19 protein-coding genes are annotated in these 22,285 nt (G+C 58.4%); 11 read left to right on the top strand and 8 right to left on the bottom strand.

Features of this window, described 5'->3' with window-relative positions:
• Positions 1-24: 24 nt before the first annotated feature.
• From PSJE_RS25520 to PSJE_RS25505, 4 genes are all read left to right on the top strand, one after another.
• Complete coding sequence (locus PSJE_RS25520; protein WP_090454891.1) at positions 25-1,386, top strand: DUF1329 domain-containing protein; 1,362 nt, start codon at positions 25-27, stop codon at positions 1,384-1,386.
• A 137-nt stretch (positions 1,387-1,523) separates the two neighbouring features.
• Positions 1,524-2,600 (top strand): WD40/YVTN/BNR-like repeat-containing protein, encoded by a 1,077-nt coding sequence (locus PSJE_RS25515; protein WP_090454892.1) that lies wholly within the window; start codon positions 1,524-1,526, stop codon positions 2,598-2,600.
• A 36-nt stretch (positions 2,601-2,636) separates the two neighbouring features.
• Positions 2,637-5,201: an efflux RND transporter permease subunit gene (locus tag PSJE_RS25510; protein ID WP_090454893.1), complete on the top strand. Its 2,565-nt coding sequence runs from the start codon at positions 2,637-2,639 to the stop codon at positions 5,199-5,201.
• Positions 5,194-6,972, top strand: a complete 1,779-nt coding sequence (locus PSJE_RS25505) for an acyl-CoA dehydrogenase C-terminal domain-containing protein (protein WP_090454894.1) — start codon at positions 5,194-5,196, stop codon at positions 6,970-6,972. The genes PSJE_RS25510 and PSJE_RS25505 overlap by 8 nt, the downstream gene beginning before the upstream one ends.
• Before the next feature lie 144 nt (positions 6,973-7,116).
• On the opposite strand, the gene PSJE_RS25500 is transcribed toward PSJE_RS25505, so the two are convergent.
• A complete protein-coding gene (locus tag PSJE_RS25500; RefSeq protein WP_057715305.1) occupies positions 7,117-7,572 on the bottom strand; it encodes a VOC family protein in 456 nt (151 codons plus the stop codon).
• 186 nt (positions 7,573-7,758) lie between these two features.
• On the opposite strand from PSJE_RS25500, the gene arsN2 reads away from it, so the two are divergent.
• The 3 genes from arsN2 (at position 7,759) to PSJE_RS25485 (ending at position 9,497) form a co-directional block, all read left to right on the top strand.
• Complete coding sequence (gene arsN2 / locus PSJE_RS25495) at positions 7,759-8,208, top strand: arsenic resistance N-acetyltransferase ArsN2 (protein WP_090454895.1); 450 nt, start codon at positions 7,759-7,761, stop codon at positions 8,206-8,208.
• A 150-nt stretch (positions 8,209-8,358) separates the two neighbouring features.
• Complete coding sequence (locus PSJE_RS25490) at positions 8,359-9,132, top strand: ParA family protein (protein WP_090454896.1); 774 nt, start codon at positions 8,359-8,361, stop codon at positions 9,130-9,132.
• A gap of 149 nt (positions 9,133-9,281) precedes the next feature.
• Positions 9,282-9,497 carry a hypothetical protein gene (locus tag PSJE_RS25485; RefSeq protein WP_057715303.1) on the top strand — a complete coding sequence of 72 codons (216 nt, stop codon included), beginning with the start codon at positions 9,282-9,284 and terminating at the stop codon, positions 9,495-9,497.
• Between the two features lie 201 nt (positions 9,498-9,698).
• On the opposite strand, the gene puuE is transcribed toward PSJE_RS25485, so the two are convergent.
• Together puuE and PSJE_RS25475 are read right to left on the bottom strand one after the other, a co-directional pair.
• Complete coding sequence (gene puuE, locus PSJE_RS25480; RefSeq protein WP_057715302.1) at positions 9,699-10,592, bottom strand: allantoinase PuuE; 894 nt, start codon at positions 10,590-10,592, stop codon at positions 9,699-9,701.
• Complete coding sequence (locus PSJE_RS25475) at positions 10,592-11,464, bottom strand: GNAT family N-acetyltransferase (RefSeq protein WP_090454897.1); 873 nt, start codon at positions 11,462-11,464, stop codon at positions 10,592-10,594. The genes puuE and PSJE_RS25475 overlap by 1 nt, the downstream gene beginning before the upstream one ends.
• 422 nt (positions 11,465-11,886) lie before the next feature.
• Between PSJE_RS25475 and PSJE_RS25470 the strand changes: the two genes are divergently transcribed.
• Entirely contained in the window at positions 11,887-13,749 is a 1,863-nt protein-coding gene (locus PSJE_RS25470; protein WP_090454898.1) for an ABC transporter ATP-binding protein, read from the top strand.
• A 119-nt stretch (positions 13,750-13,868) separates the two neighbouring features.
• Here PSJE_RS25470 and PSJE_RS25465 read toward each other — a convergent pair whose 3' ends face one another.
• From PSJE_RS25465 to PSJE_RS25450, 4 genes are all read right to left on the bottom strand, one after another.
• Positions 13,869-14,300, bottom strand: coding sequence for a bleomycin resistance protein (locus tag PSJE_RS25465; RefSeq protein WP_090454899.1), 432 nt, complete (start codon positions 14,298-14,300; stop codon positions 13,869-13,871).
• A 160-nt stretch (positions 14,301-14,460) separates the two neighbouring features.
• The gene (locus tag PSJE_RS25460; protein ID WP_057715298.1) at positions 14,461-15,813 is read right to left on the bottom strand and encodes an SLC13 family permease; all 1,353 of its coding nucleotides are present in this window, start codon (positions 15,811-15,813) and stop codon (positions 14,461-14,463) included.
• Positions 15,814-15,982: 169 nt separating this feature from the next.
• Positions 15,983-16,777 (bottom strand): methylmalonyl-CoA decarboxylase, encoded by a 795-nt coding sequence (gene scpB / locus PSJE_RS25455; protein WP_090454900.1) that lies wholly within the window; start codon positions 16,775-16,777, stop codon positions 15,983-15,985.
• On the bottom strand, positions 16,774-18,003 hold the full coding sequence (locus PSJE_RS25450) for a CaiB/BaiF CoA transferase family protein (protein WP_090454901.1): 1,230 nt from the start codon (positions 18,001-18,003) through the stop codon (positions 16,774-16,776). The genes scpB and PSJE_RS25450 overlap by 4 nt, the downstream gene beginning before the upstream one ends.
• A 180-nt stretch (positions 18,004-18,183) precedes the next feature.
• Here PSJE_RS25450 and PSJE_RS25445 point away from each other — a divergent pair, with 180 nt between their 5' ends.
• A complete protein-coding gene (locus tag PSJE_RS25445; RefSeq protein ID WP_090454902.1) occupies positions 18,184-19,128 on the top strand; it encodes a LysR substrate-binding domain-containing protein in 945 nt (314 codons plus the stop codon).
• A gap of 827 nt (positions 19,129-19,955) precedes the next feature.
• On the top strand, positions 19,956-20,177 hold the full coding sequence (locus PSJE_RS25440) for a hypothetical protein (protein WP_057715294.1): 222 nt from the start codon (positions 19,956-19,958) through the stop codon (positions 20,175-20,177).
• A gap of 220 nt (positions 20,178-20,397) precedes the next feature.
• Here PSJE_RS25440 and PSJE_RS25435 read toward each other — a convergent pair whose 3' ends face one another.
• Entirely contained in the window at positions 20,398-21,309 is a 912-nt protein-coding gene (locus PSJE_RS25435) for a LysR family transcriptional regulator (RefSeq protein ID WP_090454903.1), read from the bottom strand.
• A gap of 109 nt (positions 21,310-21,418) precedes the next feature.
• Here PSJE_RS25435 and PSJE_RS25430 point away from each other — a divergent pair, with 109 nt between their 5' ends.
• Positions 21,419-22,258 (top strand): HalD/BesD family halogenase, encoded by an 840-nt coding sequence (locus PSJE_RS25430; protein ID WP_090454904.1) that lies wholly within the window; start codon positions 21,419-21,421, stop codon positions 22,256-22,258.
• Positions 22,259-22,285 lie beyond the last annotated feature (27 nt).

Here is a 22,285-nt window from a genome sequence, read left to right as displayed (position 1 = left end):
TTGCCTTGCAACAGGAGACATCCCATGAAATTCGTCAAATCTTTACTGGCCACCACCCTGGCGCTGGCCGTCGCCGGCACCGCCCATGCGGCCGTATCCCCGGATCAGGCGGCCAGGCTCGGTATCACCTTGACCGGCGTCGGTGCCGAGAAGGCGGGTAACGCCGACGGCAGTATCCCGGCTTACACCGGCGGGCTGACCACACCACCCGCTTCGTTTCAGAAGGGCAGCTCCATGCGTCCCGACCCCTTCGAGGCGGAAAAGCCGAGGGTGGTGATCACCGGGAAAAATGCCGCGCAATTTGCAGACAAGCTGACCGTCTCGACCCAGGAATTGCTCAAGCGCTTCCCGTCGTTTCGAGTCGATGTCTATCCGACCCACCGTACCGTGGCCTTGCCGCAACGACTGCTGGACAACACTGCGAAAAATGCCGTCGGCACCAAATCCCTCGAGGGTGGAGTCGCTCTGGAGAATGCCTTGCCGGGCGTGCCGTTCCCGATCCCCAACGATGGCAATGAAGCCATGTGGAATCACCTGTTGCGCTACCAGGGGCATGCCATCAATACCAAGTTCGACTCGTGGAACGTCGACTCGTCCGGGCACGCGAGCCTGGCTACCTCCGGCAACGTCTACCTCGAATATCCGCTGTACGACCCGGCCCGTACCACGGCGGCCAATGAGAGCGATATCTTCTTCAAGACCAAGTTCTACTACCAGGGGCCGGCCCGTCGCGCCGGTGAAGCGATCCTGTTGCAGGATGCCGTCAACCCATTGAAGCAGCCCCGTCGCGCTTGGCAATATTTGCCCGGGCAACGCCGGGTGAAACTGGCGCCGGACATTGCTTATGACACACCGAATCCAGGCTCGGCCGGTGGCTCGACCTATGACGATTCCTGGGTGTTCGCCGGTGCCATGGACCGCTTCGACTTCAAACTGGTCGGCAAGAAGGAGATGGTCGTTCCATACAATACCTACAAGCTCAACTATCACGAGAAAGCGGCCGACATCACCACACCGAACCACATCAACCCTGACCTGGCGCGCTGGGAACTCCACCGGGTATGGGTCGTCGAGGCGACGTTGAAGCCTGGCAAGCGGCATATCTACAACAAACGCACCTTCTACCTCGACGAGGATAGCTGGATCGCTCTGGCCTCCGACGAGTATGACGCCCGTGGTCAGCTCTATCGCGGTGCCTTCGCGCACATGGCCTACAGCTATGACGTGCAAGCGCCGAACGCTGACAACCACATGTTCTATGACTTCGTTTCCGGCAGCTACACCATCCTTGGTCTGTACGGCCCGTACGGCGGTATCAAATACATCGAGCCGCTTTCCAAGGCCCAATGGGCACCGGAATCTCTGGCCGGTACCGGCATCCGCTGACACACCGATTCCCTCTGTGGGAGCGAGCCTGCTCGCGAATCGGTCTGACAGTCGACCTCTGCGTTGAATGTGTTGGCCTCATCGCGAGCAGGCTCGCTCCCACAAGGGCGCGGTGGTGTGCATTCGAGATAACAATAATGACGATGATCAAGTGGTTTTTGCTTGCGGCGTTGGCGGCTGCCTTGGCCGTGCCATTTATCCGCCCGGTGATCGCCGGCGGGTTTACCGATGTGCTCGACACCCCGGCACAGCCGAGTGAACTGGCTGCCCGGTCGATGTTCACCGGGCTGGCCCGGGCCGGGGAGCGCCTGATTGCGGTGGGCCAACGCGGGCACATTGTGTATTCCGATGATGCTGGCGGGCACTGGCAACAGGCTCAGGTCCCGGTCAGCTCTGATCTGGTCGCCGTGCATTTCCCCAGTCCGTCCCAGGGCTGGGCGGTGGGGCACGACGGTGTGGTGCTGCACAGCAGCGACGCCGGCGAAACCTGGATCCGCCAGTTCGACGGCCGCGAGGTCGGACCGACCTTGCTCGCCTATTACCAAAAACAGGCCGCCGCGCAGCCGGACAATGAGGTGCTCGCCACCCGGCTGATCGAAGCCCGGCGCATGGCCGACGAGGGCGCCGACAAGCCATTCCTCGATGTCTGGTTCGAGAACGATCATGTCGGCTACATCATTGGCGCCTTCAACCTGATTTTCCGAACCGACGACGGTGGTCTGACCTGGACGCCGTGGCTTGATCGCACGGACAACCCGAGTGCGCTGAACCTGTATGCGCTGCATTCGGTCGGCAATCAGCTGTTCATCGTCGGCGAACAGGGCCTGGTGCTCAAACTCGACCCGACGGTCGAACGTTTCCACGCCATCCCGACCCCTTACAACGGCACCTACTTCGGCATTACCGGCAAACCCGGTGCGGTGCTGGTGTTTGGCTTGCGTGGCAATGCGTATCGCAGCGTCGATGGGGGTGCCAGCTGGAGCAAGGTCGAGTTGGGGCTACCCGTGAGCATCACGGCCAGTACGGTGACCGTCGATGGGCGAATCATCCTGCTGAGCCAGGCTGGCCATGTACTGGTGAGCGTCGATGACGGCATCAGTTTCAAACTGCAGCCACAAAACGGCCTGGCGCCGGTGGCCGGCGCACTGGTATCCGCAACCGGATCGCTGGTGCTCGCGGGTGCTCGTGGCTTGCGTCAATTACCTCTCGAATAAGCCCACTGCCGTACAACAAAAGAGACAAAAAACGTTATGGCTAATTACGAACTCGATACGATGCCGGTGATCCGGGAACTCAAGGTCTTCGATGCACGCTCCGGCAACCTGCTCGAACGGTTGATCTTCAATAATCGGTTGCTGGTGGTGGTGACCTGCCTGGCCATGACCGTCCTGCTCGGTTACTTCGCGGTCACTCGACTGACACTCACCGCCAGCTTCGAGAAGATGCTCCCGCAGAGCCAGCCGTTCATCCAGAACTACCTGGACAACCGTCAGTCCCTGCGTGGGTTGGGCAATGCGGTGCGGGTGGTGGTGGAAAATAGCGAAGGCGATATTTACGATCCGCATTACCTCGAGGTGCTCAAGCAGGTCAACGACACGCTGTTCGTTACCCCGGGGGTGGATCGTGCCTGGATGAAGTCGCTCTGGACCCCGGCAGTACGCTGGACTGAAGTGACCGAGGAGGGCTTCCGCGGTGGGCCGGTGATGCCGGACGTCTATGACGGCTCGGCCAAGAGCGTCGAGCAGTTGCGTCAGAACATTGCCCGGTCCGGTATCGTCGGTAGCCTGGTCGGCAACAATTTCAAGTCGAGCATGATCTTCGTGCCGTTGCTGGAGAAAGACCCGGTCACCGGCAAGGCCATCGACTACCACCAGTTCTCGAAGACTCTGGAAGAGCAACTGCGAACCCGGTACGAATTCGCTGGCAGCGTTCGCGTGGCGGGCGAGGAGGGCAAAGGGCCGATCAAGATCCGTGTGATTGGTTTCGCCAAGCTGGTCGGCGACCTGCTGGATGGCCTGGTCCAGATGATGATGTATTTCGCCGCCGCCGCGCTGATCGCCACCGCCATCATTTTTTTCTTCACCCGCTGTGTGCGCAGCACAGCATTGGTCATTCTCTGTTCAGTGGTTGCCGTGGCCTGGCAGCTTGGGCTGGTAACACTGCTGGGTTATGCGCTTGATCCGTTCTCGATCCTGGTGCCATTCCTGGTGTTTGCCATCGGCGTGTCCCATGGCGCCCAGAAGATGAACGGCATCATGCAGGACGTCGGACGCGGCACCCACCAACTGGTGGCTGCGCGCTACACCTTTCGCCGCTTGTTCCTCGCTGGCCTCACCGCACTGTTGGCCGATGCCGTGGGCTTCGCCGTGCTGTTGCTGATCGACATTCCGGTGATCCAGGACCTGGCGGTCACCGCCAGCATTGGCGTAGCCGTACTGATCTTCACCAACCTGGTGCTGTTGCCGGTGCTGCTGTCCTATTGCGGAGTCAGTCGCAAGGCAGCCGCCCGTACCCTGCGCCAGGAAAACAAGGAACTGCATGGCAAGGGGCTGGGCAATCTCTGGCGTTTCCTCGATCGCTTTACCGAACGCCGTTGGGCAACCGGTGCAGTCGTGGTGGCGGGCCTGCTGGCGGTAGGCGGTTTCATGGTCAGCACCCAATTGAAGATCGGTGACCTCGACCCGGGCGCCCCCGAGCTGCGGGCGGACTCGCGTTACAACCGCGACAATGCCTACATCACCGCCAACTACTCACTGTCGAGCGACCAGTTCGCGGTGATGATTAAGACCGCTAAGGAAGGGTGCCTGAAGTACGAAACCCTGGTGGAAGCCGATCGTATGGGCTGGCTGTTGCAGCAGCAACCCGGCGTGCAAACCACCGTGTCGCTGGTTAACGCGGTGCGGCAAATCACGGCGGGCTCTTACGAGGGCAACCCGAAGATGCTGACCATCGCACGTAATCAGGATGTGCTCAATTACGGCGCGCAGCAGGCCTCGGTGAATAACCCCGAGCTGTTCAATAACGATTGTTCGATGATGCCGGTGGTGGCCTATCTTGCCGACCACAAGGCCGAGACCCTCGACAACGTGGTAAAGGTCGCCGATGCCTTTGCCCGTGAACACAGCACCGATGATCGTCAATTCATGCTGGCGGCCGGCAGCGCCGGAATTGAAGCTGCGACCAACATCGTCGTGCGCGAAGCCAACCGCACCATGCTGTTCTACGTGTATGGCGCGGTGATCATGCTCTGCTTCATCACCTTCCGCAGTTGGCGCGCGGTGGTGGTGGCGGTGGTACCGTTGATGCTGACCTCGATTCTCTGCGAGGCCCTGATGGTCTGGCTGGGTATGGGCGTGAAGGTTGCCACGTTGCCGGTGATTGCCTTGGGTGTGGGCATCGGCGTGGACTACGCGCTGTACCTCCTCAGCGTCCAGTTGGCTCAGCAACGTGCCGGTCTGTCTTTGACCGAGGCCTACAAGAACTCGGTCGCCTTTACCGGAAAAGTCGTGGCCCTGGTGGGTATCACGCTGGCGGCGGGCGTGATCACCTGGGCCTGGTCGCCGATCAAGTTCCAGGCCGACATGGGCATCCTGCTGACGTTCATGTTTGTCTGGAACATGGTCGGCGCATTGGTGCTGATACCGGCGCTGTCGCATTTCGTGCTTTGCAGTCCAGGACATGTCTTGCCCAGGTCCCGAACCACAGCAGTGGAAACTGTTCGAAGCGAGCCCATGACGCAATCCGCAGAGAATGTTCCTATCAATCAGGGCGTGGCCAATGCCCCAACCATTCGAGAGCAATTCCATCATGGCTGACTACAAAGCGCCCCTGCGCGATATGCGCTTCGTCCTCAATGAAGTTTTCGAGGTCGCCAAACTCTGGGCCGAACTGCCTGCACTGGCCGAGACTGTGGATGCAGAAACCGTCGAAGCCATCCTGGAAGAAGCCGGCAAATTCACCAGCAAAAGCATCGCACCGCTGAGCCGTGCCGCTGACGAAGAAGGTTGTCATTGGGCGGACGGTGCCGTCACCACGCCGGCAGGTTTCCCACAGGCCTATCAGACCTACGCTGAAGGCGGCTGGGTCGGTGTCGGTGGTGATCCGTCCTATGGCGGCATGGGCATGCCCAAAGCCGTTTCGGCCCAAGTCGAGGAAATGGTCAACTCCGCCAGCCTGTCGTTCGGCCTGTACCCGATGCTGACCGCCGGTGCTTGCCTGTCGATCAACGCCCACGCCAGCGAAGAACTGAAAGCCGCGTACCTGCCGAACATGTACGCCGGCGTCTGGGCCGGTTCCATGTGCCTGACCGAGCCGCACGCCGGTACCGACCTGGGGATCATCCGCACCAAGGCCGAGCCTCAGGCCGACGGTTCCTACAAGGTCAGCGGCACCAAGATCTTCATCACCGGTGGCGAACACGACCTGACCGAAAACATCATCCACCTGGTGCTGGCCAAGCTGCCGGATGCGCCGGCGGGGCCGAAAGGCATTTCGCTGTTCCTGGTGCCGAAGTTCATGGTCAATGCCGATGGCAGCCTGGGCGCGCGCAACCCGGCCAACTGCGGTTCGATCGAACACAAGATGGGCATCCAGGCGTCCGCCACCTGCGTGATGAACTTTGATGAAGCCGTGGGTTACCTGGTCGGCGAGCCGAACAAAGGCCTGGCGGCGATGTTCACCATGATGAACTACGAGCGTCTGGGCGTCGGTATCCAGGGCCTGGCCACGGGCGAGCGCTCGTACCAGAACGCCGTCGAATACGCCCGCGATCGTCTGCAAAGCCGTTCGCCGACCGGCGCGCAGAACAAGGACAAGGTGGCTGACCCGATCATCGTCCACCCGGACGTGCGTCGCATGCTGCTGACCATGAAAGCCTCGAACGAAGGTGGCCGTGCGTTCTCCACCTACGTGGCGATGCAACTGGACACCGCCAAGTTCAGCGAAGACGCCGCCACCCGCAAGCGTGCGGAAGACCTGGTGGCGTTGCTGACCCCGGTGGCCAAGGCGTTCCTGACCGATCTGGGGCTGGAAACCACTGTACACGGCCAGCAGATCTTCGGCGGCCACGGCTATATCCGTGAGTGGGGCCAGGAACAGCTGGTGCGTGACGTGCGCATCACCCAGATCTACGAAGGCACCAACGGCATCCAGGCGCTGGACCTGGTCGGGCGCAAGATCGTCGGTAGCGGCGGGGCGTTCTACAACCTGTTCGCCGATGAGATCCGCCACTTCACAGCGACCGCCAGCGCGGACCTCGCCGAGTTCACCAAGCCGCTGAACGACGCCGTGACCTCCCTCGATGAACTGACTGCGTGGTTGCTGGACCGGGCGAAGAGCAATCCGAACGAAATCGGCGCGGCGTCGGTCGAGTATCTGCAGGTGTTCGGCTACGTGGCCTACGCCTACATGTGGGCCCTGATGGCCAAGGCGGCTATTGGTAAAGAGGCGCAGGACGATTTCTACGCGAGCAAATTGGGCACGGCGCAGTTTTATTTTGCCCGCTTGTTGCCGCGCATTCACTCGTTGAGTGCGTCGGTGAAGGCCGGTAGCGAGTCACTGTATCTGATGGATGCCGCACAGTTCTGATTGGAGAATCAGCAATAGAAAACCCCGCGTTCGCGGGGTTTTTTGGTGAGGGTGAGTGATTTGCCTCACCCCGCTGAACGATTTAGTCAATCTGTTGCTTCGACCGTTGAATCCACAGCAAGCAGACGTTTATCGCCGCATCACTCAGGCAAATGCAGCTTCTACAAATGCCTCTAGCGCCTTGTCTTCCAGGATTTCGATAGAGAAGTGCCCGAAGCGCTTGGGCAACCAGATAATGCGTGTCCCGGACGGGGATTGCAGGTTCGCGCGGGCCAATGGCTTTCCGTTTTCGTCTTCTGGCTGAACACCGGCGACCATCAGTTCGTCATAGGCCTTCTCGATGTCCGGCGTCGAATAGCAGTGGCGATAAATCATCCCTTCACCCGAGGAGTCCAATAGCTCCCTCAGGTTCCCGGCCAACGGCTGTACTAACATGAAACGCTCTTGACCGATCAGCGCAATCGCGTAGCGCACGTGCAGACCACCTCGCTCCCAGACGAGCGTTTTGGAGATCCTGGCGTTCAGTATCTGTACGTAGTAAGCACAGGCTTCGTCGAGATTCTTGACCAATACATCGATGTGACTGAACTTCAGTTCCATTGCATGCCTCCTGCCGACCCTGCGTCCTATTGACCATGGATGAGAAATGGGTACCGATCTTGAGAGTGCTCAATCACAGACCGAGGTCAGCATGCCATTAACCGCTCTCTTGCGTTGCAGTGATCTTGTCGACACCGGTAATTACTACCGTGAAACTCAGTGAGTCAGAAGCAAGGGTGGGTGACAATGCAGGCAAGAAAAGTAGGGCCGAGTGATCTGGATCATTTGTGTAAGTCATTAAGCCAGGCAGGGCTGCCCTTCAGTGATGTCAGTGAACCAGATCGACAGTTTTACCGGTTCGAAGTGGATGGGGAGTGGGTGGCTTATGGGGGGCTCGAGGGTGCGGGTTCCGATCTGTTGCTTCGCTCAATAGTCGTTTGTGAGACGCATCGTGGAGAGGGGCTGGGTAAAGCGGTGTTGTCTGAACTGGAACGCTATGCGGTCTCTCAAGGCGCAGTCCGATTGCACCTGTTGACTCAAGGCGCTGCTGGTTTTTTCTCTGCCAATGGATACGAACTGCTTGGCAGGGACGAGGCGCCTGCGGCTATCACCCAGACAGTTCAATTCAAGCATTTGTGCCCTGCATCGGCGAAGTATCTGCGCAAGTTGCTTAACGGTCCCCCTTGTACTGATTAGTCATTGATGTGCATCAGCACTCCGAGTGATTGAAGCTGGCCTGATGGACGGGCTGTCGTAAAACTGTAATGTTGCGGTCATAGAATTGAAATGACTACTTAGATTTTCCTTCAGTTGGCCTTAGGCCACTTTCATGGATGAGCAAGCCCGATGCGTCGTGTCGTATTCAATCAGAAAGGTGGTGTTGGAAAATCCAGCATTGCCTGCAATCTTGCCGCTGTAAGTGCTGCCGAAGGTTACCGAACGCTGCTGGTTGACCTCGATCCCCAGGCAAACTCGACTCACTACCTCACGGGACTACTCAACGAGCGCATTCCCGCAGGCATAGCCGATTTCTTCAAACAGACACTGTCCAGCGGCTTCGAAGGCAGAAGGAATCGAGTGGCCATAACCGAGACCCTTTACGACAACCTTCACCTGGTGGCTGCCAGCCCTGAACTCTCAGACATTCAGGCAAAACTTGAGAGCAAGTTCAAGATCAACAAGCTACGCAAGTTATTGGTTGAGCTGTCCGGGGATTATGAACGCATCTATATCGACACACCTGCGTCGCTGAATTTCTACACATTCAGTGCACTGGTGGCTGCCGATCGAATACTGATTCCATTCGATTGCGACAGCTTTTCTCGTCAGGCGCTGTATCGCGTTCTCGCGCAGGTAGAAGATCTACGTTGTGATCACAACGAATCACTGGAAGTGGAAGGGGTGGTGGTTAACCAGTTCACTGAGCGCACTGGCATGCACCAAGGTCTCATTGATGAGCTGTTGGCAGAGGGGTTACCTCTGCTACCGGTTTACCTGAGCAGCTCCGTCAAGATGCGTGAATCTCACGAAGTTTCAGTCCCTCTCGTCCATTTGGCTCCTCGCCACAGGCTTTCGCTGGAGTTTGTTGGCTTGCTGGATGCCCTGGAGCGGGCCGCTTAGCTTCATCACTGATGGATTGAAGCGTAATCGCCCCCCGGCTAGCGTCGACTCAGCCGGAGTCGGCGATTCAGAACCCGTTCGTGCAGCTGAAACACTGGCGAAACATTCCAGCCTTATGATTCGCGTCACTGAAACCTGGGGGGTTGGAGATGAATCGGCCATCAAGAAGCATGCGCAAACTGCTCGACTCCGTCGCAACCAATAATGAGGTAGCGGCGCTTGATGTGATGCGCGCAGCAGAACAGCTCCAGGACGAGGTGCTTCGTCAGCGGTTGCTCAACATGATTCACCAGCTCAACCGCGATGCCAATGACTTGCGGATGGCGCGCGACGATATCCAGGGCGGCACCATAAAGCTCGCATGAGCAGTCATCTCTTCTGGATTCAGCCGGTGGATCCCGCCACCACCGCAGCGAAGTTGTTCATTGTGGATTAGCGGATTGAGGTGTTGAACCGCATAGCGCGCCCACCCGATTTGTTTGTAGCCAGCACGGTCGCGTACTGGGGGTCGAAACATATTGCCGCATCATTGAGCGTGGCTCAGGCCGTCCCGAGCCACTTATCACTCAGGCGGGGAATTGGGCAATCCAGTGCCTGGCAATCTCTTCACGCCTACAGATCCACACCGCGTCGTGGCCTTGCACGTAATCCAGAAAACGCGCCAGCGCCATCGCACGACCAGGATGGCCACTGATCCGCCCATGCAGGCCGACGCTCATCATCTTCGGGTGGTGCGCGCCCTCCTGCCACAGCAGGTCGAAAGCATCCTTGAGCAGCCGGAAGAAGTCTTCACCGCAGGCGAAACCATTCGCCAGCAGATAGCGGGCGTCGTTGTTGACCAGCGTGTAAGGGATCACCAGGTGGGCGGGCGAGCCCGGGAGCCAATAGGGCAGGTCATCGTTGTAAGCGTCCGAGCTATAGAGAAACCCACCTTCCTCACGCAACAGGCGGCGGGTGTTCTGGCTGACCCTTCCTGTGTACCAACCTGTGGGGCGTTTACCGCAGATCTGCTCGATCACGTCGAGGGTGAGGCGGATATGGCGCCGCTCCTGGTCTTCAGGCATGTCGCGATAGTCCAGCCAACGGTAGCCATGCCCGGCAATCTCATGTCCGGCAGCGCAGAGCGCATGGCCAATCGCCGGGGTGAGTTCCAGTGCCCGGCCGACGGCGAACGCGGTCAGCGGCAAGCCTCGGGCGCTGAACAGCTCCAGAATGCGCCACACACCTGCGCGCGATCCGTATTCGTACATGCCCTCTACGCTCAAGTCCGGTTCCCCCACACGCGGCGGACGGCCCGGTAGCTCGTGAAGCCAGGCCTCCGACTGTGCATCGCCATTGAGGATGCATGACTCCGCGCCCTCTTCGATGTTGAGTACGAACTGGACCGCGACGCGCGCCTCACCGGGCCAGCGCGGGTGGGGTGGGCAGCCGCCATAACCGATGAGGTCGCGAGCGGACATCAGCCCAGCTCGAAAGTCGTGACGCCGAACACACGTTCGTGCGCGATCGCCGGAGGAGGGCCGAGGTACATGCGTGCGCAGCCGAAAACTTCGATCATGCCCTGTTGGTGCACGAGCGCCATCGCGGCGGGGTTATTCTGCGGGGCATCGAGAAACAGCGGGCCACCTTGCGCAAATTCCGCCAGGCGCGCGTAGAGGGCATTGGCTGCCAGGGCGTCATCGGCGAACAAGGGGCCGATCTTGCAGCCTTCCCGGCAGCGCCTGACTACGCCATAGCCGCTTAGCCTGCCGTCGCGCCGGCAACCCACGGCGAGTGCATCGGCTTGGGCTATCCACCCGCTCAGGAAGGTTGCGCGCGCGGCGGGGAAGCAGGTGCGGTCGTAATCGACAACCTGATCGAGCGGGAAAGTGGCCAGCGGGACGATGTCCTGGTCGTCTATTTGCGAGGTCGCCGGGCGTTCGGTGATCTCGGCACGAAAACGCATGTTGCGATGGGAGAAGACGAAACCACCCTTGGCGTAGTAGTCCTGCATCGCGAAGACGCCGTCCATGCCGATGCTCGCGCCTGGGCGCAGGCGGGCGAGGAGTCGCTCGCGGCGTGCGTGCCAGAGGGTATTGCCCAGACCTTGACCGCGATATTCAGGCCGGACGATGAAAAAGCCCATGAAACCGAATTCGCCATCGTAGGAGGTGATGGCACCGCCGCCGATCAATTCGCCGCCCCGGGACGCCGCGATGAAGGCGGCAGGGTCCGTCGCCCAGAACAGCTCGGCATCGTGAAGACCGGGATTCCAACCCTCACGGGCAGCCCAATCGACGAGCTCGTCCAGCTCGGGACGGGCCATGTTGCGTATGGCCAGCTGATTCGACACCGCGAAGTTCTCCTCAGTCGCTAATCGAGCGTGTGGTCCATCCCCACTCTGAACCCTTTCGGTATAGCTTCAACCCGAGTTTTGATCCAGTTCGTCACGTCATCTGCAGAATATGTTCGGTCCCATTGAATTGTCCTGAGCGCGAGGCCCGGTTGTTTTCTGCTGCGGAAACCATGGTCGACTGTTTTCAACCGAGTCGGCCGAAAGCGGTCCTTGGATGAACGTCCGGTCTTGGCCGGTTCCCTTCGATACCGGCCGATCTATCCCTGCCGACCGGGTCTCTGGCAACGTTTGATAGCCCGCACCCGGCAACCCAATCCTGGGAGCGACCTGCCAACAGCGCCACACCTCAACTTCGCAAAACCCTCAAAGCAACCGTTCAATGGCAGAATCCCCTCAACTTGATCGTTTTGGAGAACACCATGCTTCGTGCGTTTGAACGAAGGCTCGACCCCTTTCCTCCTGACGAGGTACCACCGCCACCCGATGGCCTGGCTCGCTTTCTGTGGGCCTGTACGCGGGGCGCCCGCGGTTACATCCTTGCACTTGCGCTACTAAGTGCCGGTGTGTCGATTTACGAAGCCTGGCTGTTTTCCTTCCTCGGGCAGGTCGTGGACCTGCTCTCGACCTGGCAGGCAGGCGGTGAAGCGGCTGCGCAGGAAAGTCGCGTGTTGTGGGGCATGGGCATCGTAATGGTGACCAGTGTCGGGCTGGTGGCGTTGCGCACCATGGTGCAGCACCAGATATTGGCGATTAACTTGCCGTTGCGGCTGCGCTGGGACTTCCATCGCCTGATGCTGCGACAAAGCCTTTCTTTTTTTTCCGATGAGTTTTCCGGCCGAGTCACTACCAAGGTGATGCAGACTGCGCTAGCGGTGCGCGACGTGCTATTCACCCTTATCGAGATCGCACCCGGGATCGGGGTGTATTTCATTGCGATCATCGCACTGGCCGGTGGCTTCGCTTTGAAACTGATGCTGCCTTTCGTTGCCTGGGTCGTGTTGTTCGGCCTGGCCATGCTGTACTTCGTGCCCCGTCTGGGGAAAGTCGGGCAGGAACAGGCTAATGCGCGGTCGATGATGACCGGGCGTATCTCTGACGCCTACACGAACATCACTACGGTGAAGCTGTTCTCCCACTCCAATCGTGAAGCGCACTTCGCGCGCGCAGCAATGGAGGACTTCAAGCACACCGGCTTTCGCCAGATGCGCCTGGTAAGCCAGTTCGAAATCGTCAACCAGGCATTGGTGGTGGCGTTGATCATGGCAGCGGGTGGTTATGCCCTGTGGCTATGGCACCAGGGTGAGGTCGGCGCAGGTGCCGTGGCGGCAATCACCGCCATGGCGTTGCGTATCAATGGCATGTCGAACTGGATCATGTGGCAAATGACCTCGCTGTTCGAGAGCATCGGCACCGTGCAGGATGGCATGGCAACGCTGACCCAGGGCACCAAGGTGCAGGACGCGCCGGGTGCCGGCGTGCTGGTGACCTCCGGCGGCGCGGTAACCTTCGATAAGGTGAGCTTCAATTACAATGGTGAACGCCAGGTGCTCGATGGCCTGAGCCTGAGCATCCGCCCGGGCGAAAAAATCGGCTTGGTTGGCCGCTCTGGCGCCGGCAAGTCCACGCTTATCAACTTGCTGCTGCGTTTCTATGACGTCGACAGCGGGGAGATTCGCATCGACGGCCAAAACATCGCACAAGTGACGCAAGACAGCCTGCGCGGCTGCATCGGTATGGTCACGCAGGATACCTCCCTGCTGCACCGTTCCATTCGCGACAACATCGCCTACGGCCGTCCCGATGCGACCGACGCGCAAATCCGCAGCGCCGCGGCCAATGCCCAGGCCGATGAATTCATAAGTCAATTGAGCGACCGGCAAGGCCATACCGGTTACGACACCCTTGTGGGTGAGCGCGGCATCAAGCTGTCGGGCGGCCAGCGCCAACGTGTCGCGATTGCCCGGGTGATGCTCAAGAACGCCCCGATCCTGCTTCTTGACGAGGCCACCAGCGCGCTGGACTCGGAAGTCGAAGTGGCCATTCAGGAAAGCCTCGATGAAATGATGCAGGGCAAGACGGTGATCGCCATCGCCCATCGGCTGTCCACGATTGCAGCCATGGATCGGCTCATCGTCATGGATGACGGACGCATCATCGAACAGGGCACCCACACCGAATTGCTCGGGAAGAACGGCGTCTATGCGCGGCTTTGGCAGCATCAAAGCGGCGGGTTCCTGGGGGAGGATAAGGGCGTGGTAGAAGAGGCTATGGATCAGGCGTGAGTGTGAAGGGTGCGCAGCAGGGGGAGGGGCGCCGACTGGCCGATAGCTGCCTGACGCGATGGGCATCTACCGACCGGTTGAGTCCACAACACAAAGCTGACGGTCGGCTTGGCTCAGATTCAGATTGAGCAAGCCGGTCTCTCACCCAACCGCTCTACTAACCTTACGAGATAACCGTCGGGATCCTGGACGATGAATTCGCGCTGGCCTACTTCTACATTGTCCGCCCGATACCAGGTGTCTTTGCATTCTCGATAGAGAGGGAATCCAACCTGATCAAGTTTTTGGATGATGGGTGCTACAGCCTCAACATCAATCTGTAGGTTGATGCCTCTTCCAAACGGCTTAGTCAACGGCGCAGTCAGCCATTGACCCGCGTCCGAATCAACCTGTTCAAGCATTACTTGAGCACCATTCAAATCAAGGTATGCAAATCCATCTTCCGGGCGTTGATAAGCTACTTTGAACTCCAGGCAAGAAACCCAAAAAGCCAGGCTGCTATCCAGGTTGCTTACCATTAACTCCGGAACCAGTTTGTTACGTTCGAACATGAGATGACTTCCATTTCAAAAGGCTCATTTTTGCGGGCGGGCAGGTTCTGCACTTATGGCTTCGATTCTTCCCTTCCGAAAATCGTGCAGGAATTTACCCCTTGTGGCAGGTGACGGAAAAATTGAGTCCATCAGGTTGATCAGGGCCTGACCCGAAGGCTCAGAGCACCCCGGGCACCACCAGGGTCAACCAGGCAACACAGGGTCCCACCAGGGCAACCACCGCGCTATAGATCAGCAGACTGCGCAACACTTTTTCTCGCTCCAGCGGGGGGGTATTGGCAACCACCAGCGCACCATTGGTGGAGAACGGGCTGGTGTCGACGATGGTGGTGGAAATGGCGATAGCCGCGACCACGCCGACCGCACTGATGTGGCCCTGGCTCAAGAATGGCACGGCCAGGGGAATGATCACCCCTAGCAACGCCGTGGACGAAGCGAAGGACGAGATAATTGCGGCAGTGAAGCACAGCAGCAAAGCGACCAGCAGCGGTTCACCCAAGCCGGAGATGCCATGGGCGACATAGTCGATGGTACCGATGGTCTGCATCACTCCGATGTAAGTGATGATCCCGGTGATCAGCAGAACAGTCGACCAACTGACCTTGTCAATGGCCGCCTTCTGCGCCTTAGGTGCGAACATGGCCAGGACTACCGCGACCGTCATGGCCACCAACCCGATATTGAACTTGAACACTAATGCCGAGATCGCCAGGGCCAACAGCCCGACCAGCGTCGACAGCTTGGCCCCGTCCAGGCCGCTGAGGGTATGTAGCGGCGCACCGGCACCCGTCAGGTCAGTACGATGATAAGCAGGGGACGCCGGCGTACCACCGTGGCCAAGAATGGCCAGCGATGCACCGGCAGCATGCAATTCGGGACCGGACGGGACCACCACCAATGACAGGCGAGCGCTACGTAAACCACCGAAGACTACGAATACCACCATGGCAATCCCCAGGTTGAACAGCAGGCTGGCGATGAACAGAGTGAACGGTGCATAAGGCAGCCCGGAGGACGCAACGATCTGATTGGTTATGCCACCGAAAATACTCACAGGGGAAAAACTGCCGCCTTGAGCGCCGTGAATCACCATCAGTCCCATGAGCACGGGGTTGATGCGGTACTGCACGGCGAAGTTGAGAGCAATAGGCGCGAGGATCGCTGCCACCGCAGGGCTCAGCGCACCGAAACCGGTGAGCAGCGCCGCCACCACGAACATCACCCAGGGTATCCAGGCGACATGGCCACGCACCATCAACACTGCCCGTTCGATCAGCCAGTCGATGGTGCCGTTGTTCTGGGCGATGCCGAATAAATAGGTGACACCGACCAAAGTCAGGAACAGGTCACTGGGAAAGCCGGCGAAGATGGTCGCCGGTGTCATGTCCATTATCACCGAACCGACGATAAAGACCGCCGCGAACGCCAGCGCGCCCATATTGATGGGCAACACGCTGGCGATACCGAAAATGACCACTAGCACTAAAATCGACAGAATTTCATTATTCATTTCAATCTGACTCCCCGCATTCGGACGGTCCCGCAGGTACCGTCCTTGTTGTTATTGTCTCGGGATGTTTAGCAATCGACTCGCGTCGGGCCGAGCGTGACGAAACGAGGAAGCGTGGCTTGCCTGCGAAGTCGATCGTACAAACACAGAAGCTTTCAACGCTGTCGTGCTAATTGCCATTAAATGCTGCTGGCCGGCGCTCGGCAAAGGCTGCCAGTCCTTCGCCAAAGTCAGCGCTTTCGCAGGCTTGTCGGCGCAGTTCGGCAATCTGCTCCATCGCCTGCACCGGAATCGGTTGCAGGTCTTCGAGGATACGCAGCTGTTCCTTGACCGCCGCAACGGCTAGCGGCGCTTTGCAGGCGATGCCGTGTGCCAGTTCCAGCGCGGTCGCTTCCAGCACATCAGTGTCGACCAGTCGGTTGACCAGACCAAACCGTTCCGCCCGCACCGCATCGAGCTTTTGTGCAGTGAAAAACATTTCCTTCAACACGTGAATCGGCAAATTGTTGAAGAAGCGCAGCAATCCACTGGTGGTGTAGGGCAATCCAATGTTCACCGGAGTCATGGCAAAGCTTGCGCTGCGGTCCGCGACGACCATGTCGCAGCTCATTACCAGATCCACCGCGCCGCCCCACACCGAGCCGGACACCAGGGCAACCACCACGCCGGGATAGGCGCGGATGCGGCGCAATACCTGTTCGAGCGGTTTGCCATAGGCAATCGGGTCGCGGTCGTGTTGCAGTTCGCGGATATCGTGGCCGGCACTCCACACGGATTGGCCGACTTCGCTGCCGAGGATCACCACCGGGATGCGTTGTGACGCCAGTGCGATGAGACTTTCGTCGAGCGCCGTCAGCAGTTGCGCGCTGAGTGCATTGCGGTGTGTGGGGTTGCTGAAGACCAGCCGCGCGATGCGTTCATCGACCCGGTTGACGGTCACTGTTGTGGAAGAGGCTGAATTCATTGTGCGGCTCCTGTCGATTGCACGCCGGTCATGTCATCGGCGTTCTGGAACACTATTTTAGCGGCGAGCAGTGCGTTGATTGATGCAGCGTCGAAACCGGCTTCGCGCAATACTTCGACGGTGTGTTCGCCAAGCAGCGGCGGTGGGCGGCTGACAACGCTGTCATTGGCGCAGAACACCGGGGTCACTACCTGACGCAGTGCACCAAGGGTCGGGTGCGTGAGTGTCTCGGTCAGTTGGCTGTGCAGCACCTGCGGGTCGTCGAAGACCTCATCGAGAGTGTTGATCGGGCCGGCGGGTAATCCTGCATCGACGAACAGCGAGGTCCACTCGCGTTTGCTGCGGGTTTTCAAACGACTTTCCAGAATCTCTCTCAATTCTTCACGACGTTCGACCCTCGCTTCATTGGTGGCGAAGCGCGAATCATCCGGCAGCTCGGGCAAATCGAGCAGTATGCACAAACGCCCCCACATGGCCGAGGTGATCGGCGCCAGATTGAGCGGGCCATCCTTTGTCTGGAACACGCCGTAAGGTGCAATCACCGAATGGGCGTTACCGGTGCGGCGCGGCACATCCCCCAGGCTGAGGTAGCGTTGGCCGTGCACACTCAGCAACCCGACCAGACTGGCCAGCAGCGACGTGCTGACATGTTGGCCACGCCCGGTGCGCTCGCGCTCGAGCAGCGCGGCCAGCACCGCTGTCACCAGCCACATGCCCGAAGTCAAATCGCCGATGGCGGTGCCGGTGCGTGTCGGGTCGCCATCGACGAAACCGGTCAGGCTCATCAGTCCCGAGTAGCCTTGGGCGATCTGGTCGAAACCCGGCCAACTGCTCATCGGCCCGTCGGCGCCAAAGGCGTTAATGCTGCCCAATACCAGTCGCGGATTGCGGGCGCTGAGCACCTCATAACCGAGGCCCATGCTTTCCAGCGTGCCAGGTTTGAAGTTCTCGATGACGACATCGGCGTCATCGATCAACTGCTGGATAGTGGTCAACCCTTCGGGGGTGCGCAAGTCAATGCACATGCCGCGCTTGTTGCGGTTACACGATAAGTAGTAGGTGCTCACGCCACGGTCGAAGGGCCCCCAGGTGCGGCTCATATCACCAGTCGGGCCGGGCTCGATCTTGATCACATCGGCACCGAGGTCTGCCAGCACCATGGTGCAGAACGGCCCGGACAGTGCGCGACTCAGGTCGACGATTTTCACGCCTTGCAAAGCTTGCATAGGGTTCTCCATTGAAGGGTTGAATACCGGCCATTGCACTAAGGCCTTTGAAGCGCCATTCGCCTGTGACGACCGTTAGCGCTTCGTGTTGTGAGACGAGTCTAGGCGCCGTATCTCATAACCTTCAAATATGATATTTCTCTACAGTCATCGGAAAATCATATGGCTTGGGAGGTACACATGGACCTGCGCCAGTTGCGGTATTTCATCAAGGTGGTCGAGTGCGGGAACATCACCCGCGCCAGTGAAACGCTGCATATCGCGCAGCCAGCCATCAGCCAGCAGATGCGCAACCTGGAACAGGACATGGGCATGCAACTGCTCGAGCGCAGCGTGCATGGCGTTGTTCCCACGGCGGCTGGGCAAACGCTTTATCGGCATGCTATCGAACTGCTGCGCCAGGCCGACGGCACCCACGAACTGCTGCGCCAGGACGCCGAATTCCCGCAAGGCAAAGTCTCGGTCGGCATGCCGTCGAGTACGGCGCGCATGCTGGCAATTCCGCTCGCACGCACGATTCGCAGCCGTTATCCGGGTATCAAGTTGGAATTGATTGATTCTCCGAGCGCCGAACTCGGACGTCTGATCACGGTAGGGCGAGTGGCACTGGCGGTGAATGTCGATGTGGTCGAAACCCGGGGCATGGCTTTCCGGCGGCTGTTAACCGAAACGCTGTACTTGGTGGCGTGGCCGGAATTTTCATTATCGGATGAACCGGTGTCGATTGAGGCATTGGCGAAGATGCCGCTGGTGCTGCCCTGTGATCCGAACACTATTCGCAGTCGGGTCGAATTTGCACTGCAGGAGGCCGGCCTGAAATGCGAGGTTGAATTCGAAGCCAATTCCACCGACCTGTTGTTCTCAGCCGTCAAGGCGCAGCTCGGTGTCACGATCCTGCCGTGGGCCGCAGCCCATGTGGAGCTTGTGCAACACAGGCTCAAGCTGGCCAGGATCGATCATCGACTGTTCAAGCGGGATCTTTCGCTGTGCTGGCATGACACGGTTGTAGAGAGCAATGCCGTGCAGAAGGTCAAGTCGACCATTTTCGAGCTGTTCGAGGCGTTCAAGCGGCAGCCGGGGTGGGCAGATGAACCTGTCAAAGGAAGGAACCTCCAAGATTACTGACAGGCTATATTGGGTCGGAAGTAGTCGTTCGTGAGTGGCTGCTTTTTGCCGATTGCTGCCTGCCACGCAGGGCAGCAAATGACCATAGCGGACATGCTGAACGGCCATTACGGTGTCGGCAATCCTAGTCGATGTGCTTCTTCGCTCACATTCATCCTTGCGCCCTCCTGAAGGGGCCTCAAAATTCTATTAGCGCCCGGCTAGGGAACAACTCGAAGCCCAGGTTCAGGCAAAAGCTTAAGGTGCGGGTAAACCGGAATTTGAATGTCGGATTCTCTGAACGTTTCGCTCAGGACGGTGTAGTGGGCAAGCTCAGCGTCTTTGCTTCGAGCATTTACCCACCTGTCGCATCTTTTGCCACCTCGTCACTCAGAGAAGTTTGCACAGGAGCAAATTGAGCTTCGTTGTTGTCGATTGAACAGCGGGCAAGGTTTAGTGATAACAAAAGCACACCTTCGCCGCGCAATTTCATTCAGGTTGAGAGGTGAAAATCATGAACAGCATCATCTACATTGTCGGATTAGTAGTGGTGGTCGCGGTTGTCCTGTCGTTCCTGGGATTTGCATAACTTGTGCGTTAATCCCTCAACGTTATGTCCATTTTTTGTCGTGGACGTTCACCTCATTATGCTTTCCGTTGATGAATGGGCGTCCCGTCTTAGGTCCCATTTGCGCAACCGAAAGACCTGGCTATGGCACGCCGGTCTGTATGTTGTTCGTGGGTGTCATCATCAATCTTTCTGACTGGGAAATGCCACACGTCGTCCTTGGTGAACATTCCGCTGCTCGCATGGCTCTATCGCAACAAGGGCTTTGGGAGTCGTAATCATGTACGAAGACCGAAAAGCGCAAGCGCTTGAGACATGGCAATCAATGCTGGCTATGCCCGAAATTCGAGCGACTGCTCAAGAGCAATACGAAGAATTACTTCGGCTTGCCGAGGACTATTCAATCAAAGGTTTCATCAATCGTGACGAGCGAAAGGGCTTGGTTATGGAGGCCACGAAGCGATATGCCCATTCGGTGGAAGATGTCCATAAAGGAGCATGAAGGCTAAAAATTTTCGCCTCGTCGTAATAGCTTCTGGTCGAGCACGCCCGGTTCTCAATTGTCAACTTTTGGCCAATTGATGCCTATCACGAGGGGCAGAGTACATCCCAAGCCACCAAGCGATTAGCAGCCGATCATGAAGGGCTGCTTCTGGCCGATTGCTGCCCGTCGCGAAGGGCTGCCATCGACCAAAAAACCATTTTTACGCATCAACCAGCGATTAGCTGAGTTCAGGTTTTCCTGCGTTTTTTATCCAGGTATCAAGCTCCGTAACCATTTTACTGACCTCGCTATCTTCCCGTTCCGAGGGGCGAACGATTGCGTTCCAGGCGATATCCAGGCCGTCATTCAGGGCCGCCCACGCAAGCTCCCCACGCTCCAGGCTGGGGGTTACCAAATCCCGTTGCAATATGCTGATTCCGTATCCTGAGCGGACCAGTTCAACGATGGCTTCGATCAACTCCACCGTGATCATGCGGCGCGGCAAGATGCTGGCGGGGGCGAAGAAACGGTCATACTCCCAGCCACTGGCGCGATCGGTCGAATACGTCACCAGGTTGTAAGTCTTGAAGTCTTCCGCATAGATATTTTTCCTTCCCGCAAGGGGATGATCGGTTGCCATGATTGCAATCAAATCGTCCCGAAAAAGTGGCAACTTCGCGACACCGCTAGGCACCATGCCGTCATCGATAATGGACACATCCAGTCTGCCTTGCATCAGGCTCGCGTAAACGTCGTTACGGGGCACGGTCACCAGTGTGATTTCGATGTCCGGCCGAAGACTTGAGTAGTGCTTGATGAATTTTGGAATCCAGCGAAATGGGCCGTAGGAGGTGACACCCATACGGACAAACGCTGTGACGCCACCAGCCATGGACCGGGCCTCGGACTCAGCCTCATTGAGTATGGCGATGATGTCTTTGGCGGCCCGTTCCAGGCGCACGCCGGCAGGGCTGAGTCTGAGCTTTCCTCCTGATCTTTCCGTCAGGCTCACGCCTAGCCGCCGCTCCGCTTCGCGTATGCGGTGACTGACGGCTGAAGGTGTCAGCCATAAACGTTCGGCCACCGCGGTGATCGAATCGACTTCCGACAAGGTTTGCAACATCACCAAGTGATCCAGCGTCAGTCTCATGGGTATACGACCTGAAAATAATTCACAAAATTGCGTAAAATTATGAGCGTGACTTGTTTTTGGTGCCGATGCAATCTGAATCCAGCAGAGCCAACGGAGACCAACAACAATGACTACCCTGCCTTTCACACCTGCGCTAACCCTGGGCGATCTCGTCGATCTCGAGCGTTACCCAATCACCGATCGCACCAGCCCCGCTTATCTCGCACTGGTCACTCACAGTCAGTCGTTGCTGGCACAAGAGGGCGTTGCGATCTTTCCGGGTTTTGTTCGCAATCCATCGGTTGTCGCGATGGCGCAGCAGACACTTGCACTGCACTCGCGCATGTTTCATTTTCGGGAAAGCCACACGGTTTATTTCAAACCTCAGGACGAAAGCGTTGATCCGGAACACCCGCTACGACGCTTGATGAACACGGCAAAAGACACTGTTGCCTATGCCGATATTCCTGCCGACCATTTGATCCGGCAGATCTATGGATCGGACGAAGTCCTTGCTTTCATCAAAGATGTTTTGGCTCTGGACACGCTCTATCGTCATGCCGATCCATTGGCCGCCCTTAACTTGCAGGGCTTCACGGCAGGGCAGGAGTTGGGGTGGCACTTTGATCGTTCCGACTTCAGCGTCACGCTGTCGCTTCAGGCTGCAAGCGCCGGTGGGGATTTCGAGTATGTGCGGATGCTGCGCAATGAAAGCGACGATTGCTATGACGCGGTCAGGCAATTCCTCGATGACTCGCAAACACAGCAGGTAGAGGTTCTGCCTCAAGTGCCAGGCACCCTGACATTGTTCCGCGGCCGCTATTCATTGCACCGGGTCACGCCGGTGGAAGGGGACAGGCTGAGGCTCAACGCGGTGTTTGCGTACGTGGACCAGCCCGATGTCGAGTTCAGTGCCTATGCGCGCCAGTTGTTCTACGGGCGTACTTCTGTTGATCCATTAGCTTGAGCTTCGCCAATAACAATAAATGCAATT

The organism is Pseudomonas jessenii (assembly GCF_002236115.1).
Lineage (GTDB): Bacteria > Pseudomonadota > Gammaproteobacteria > Pseudomonadales > Pseudomonadaceae > Aquipseudomonas > Aquipseudomonas jessenii.
The sequence above is the reverse complement of the archived record's forward strand: the minus strand, read 5'-3'. Positions and strand labels throughout refer to the sequence as shown.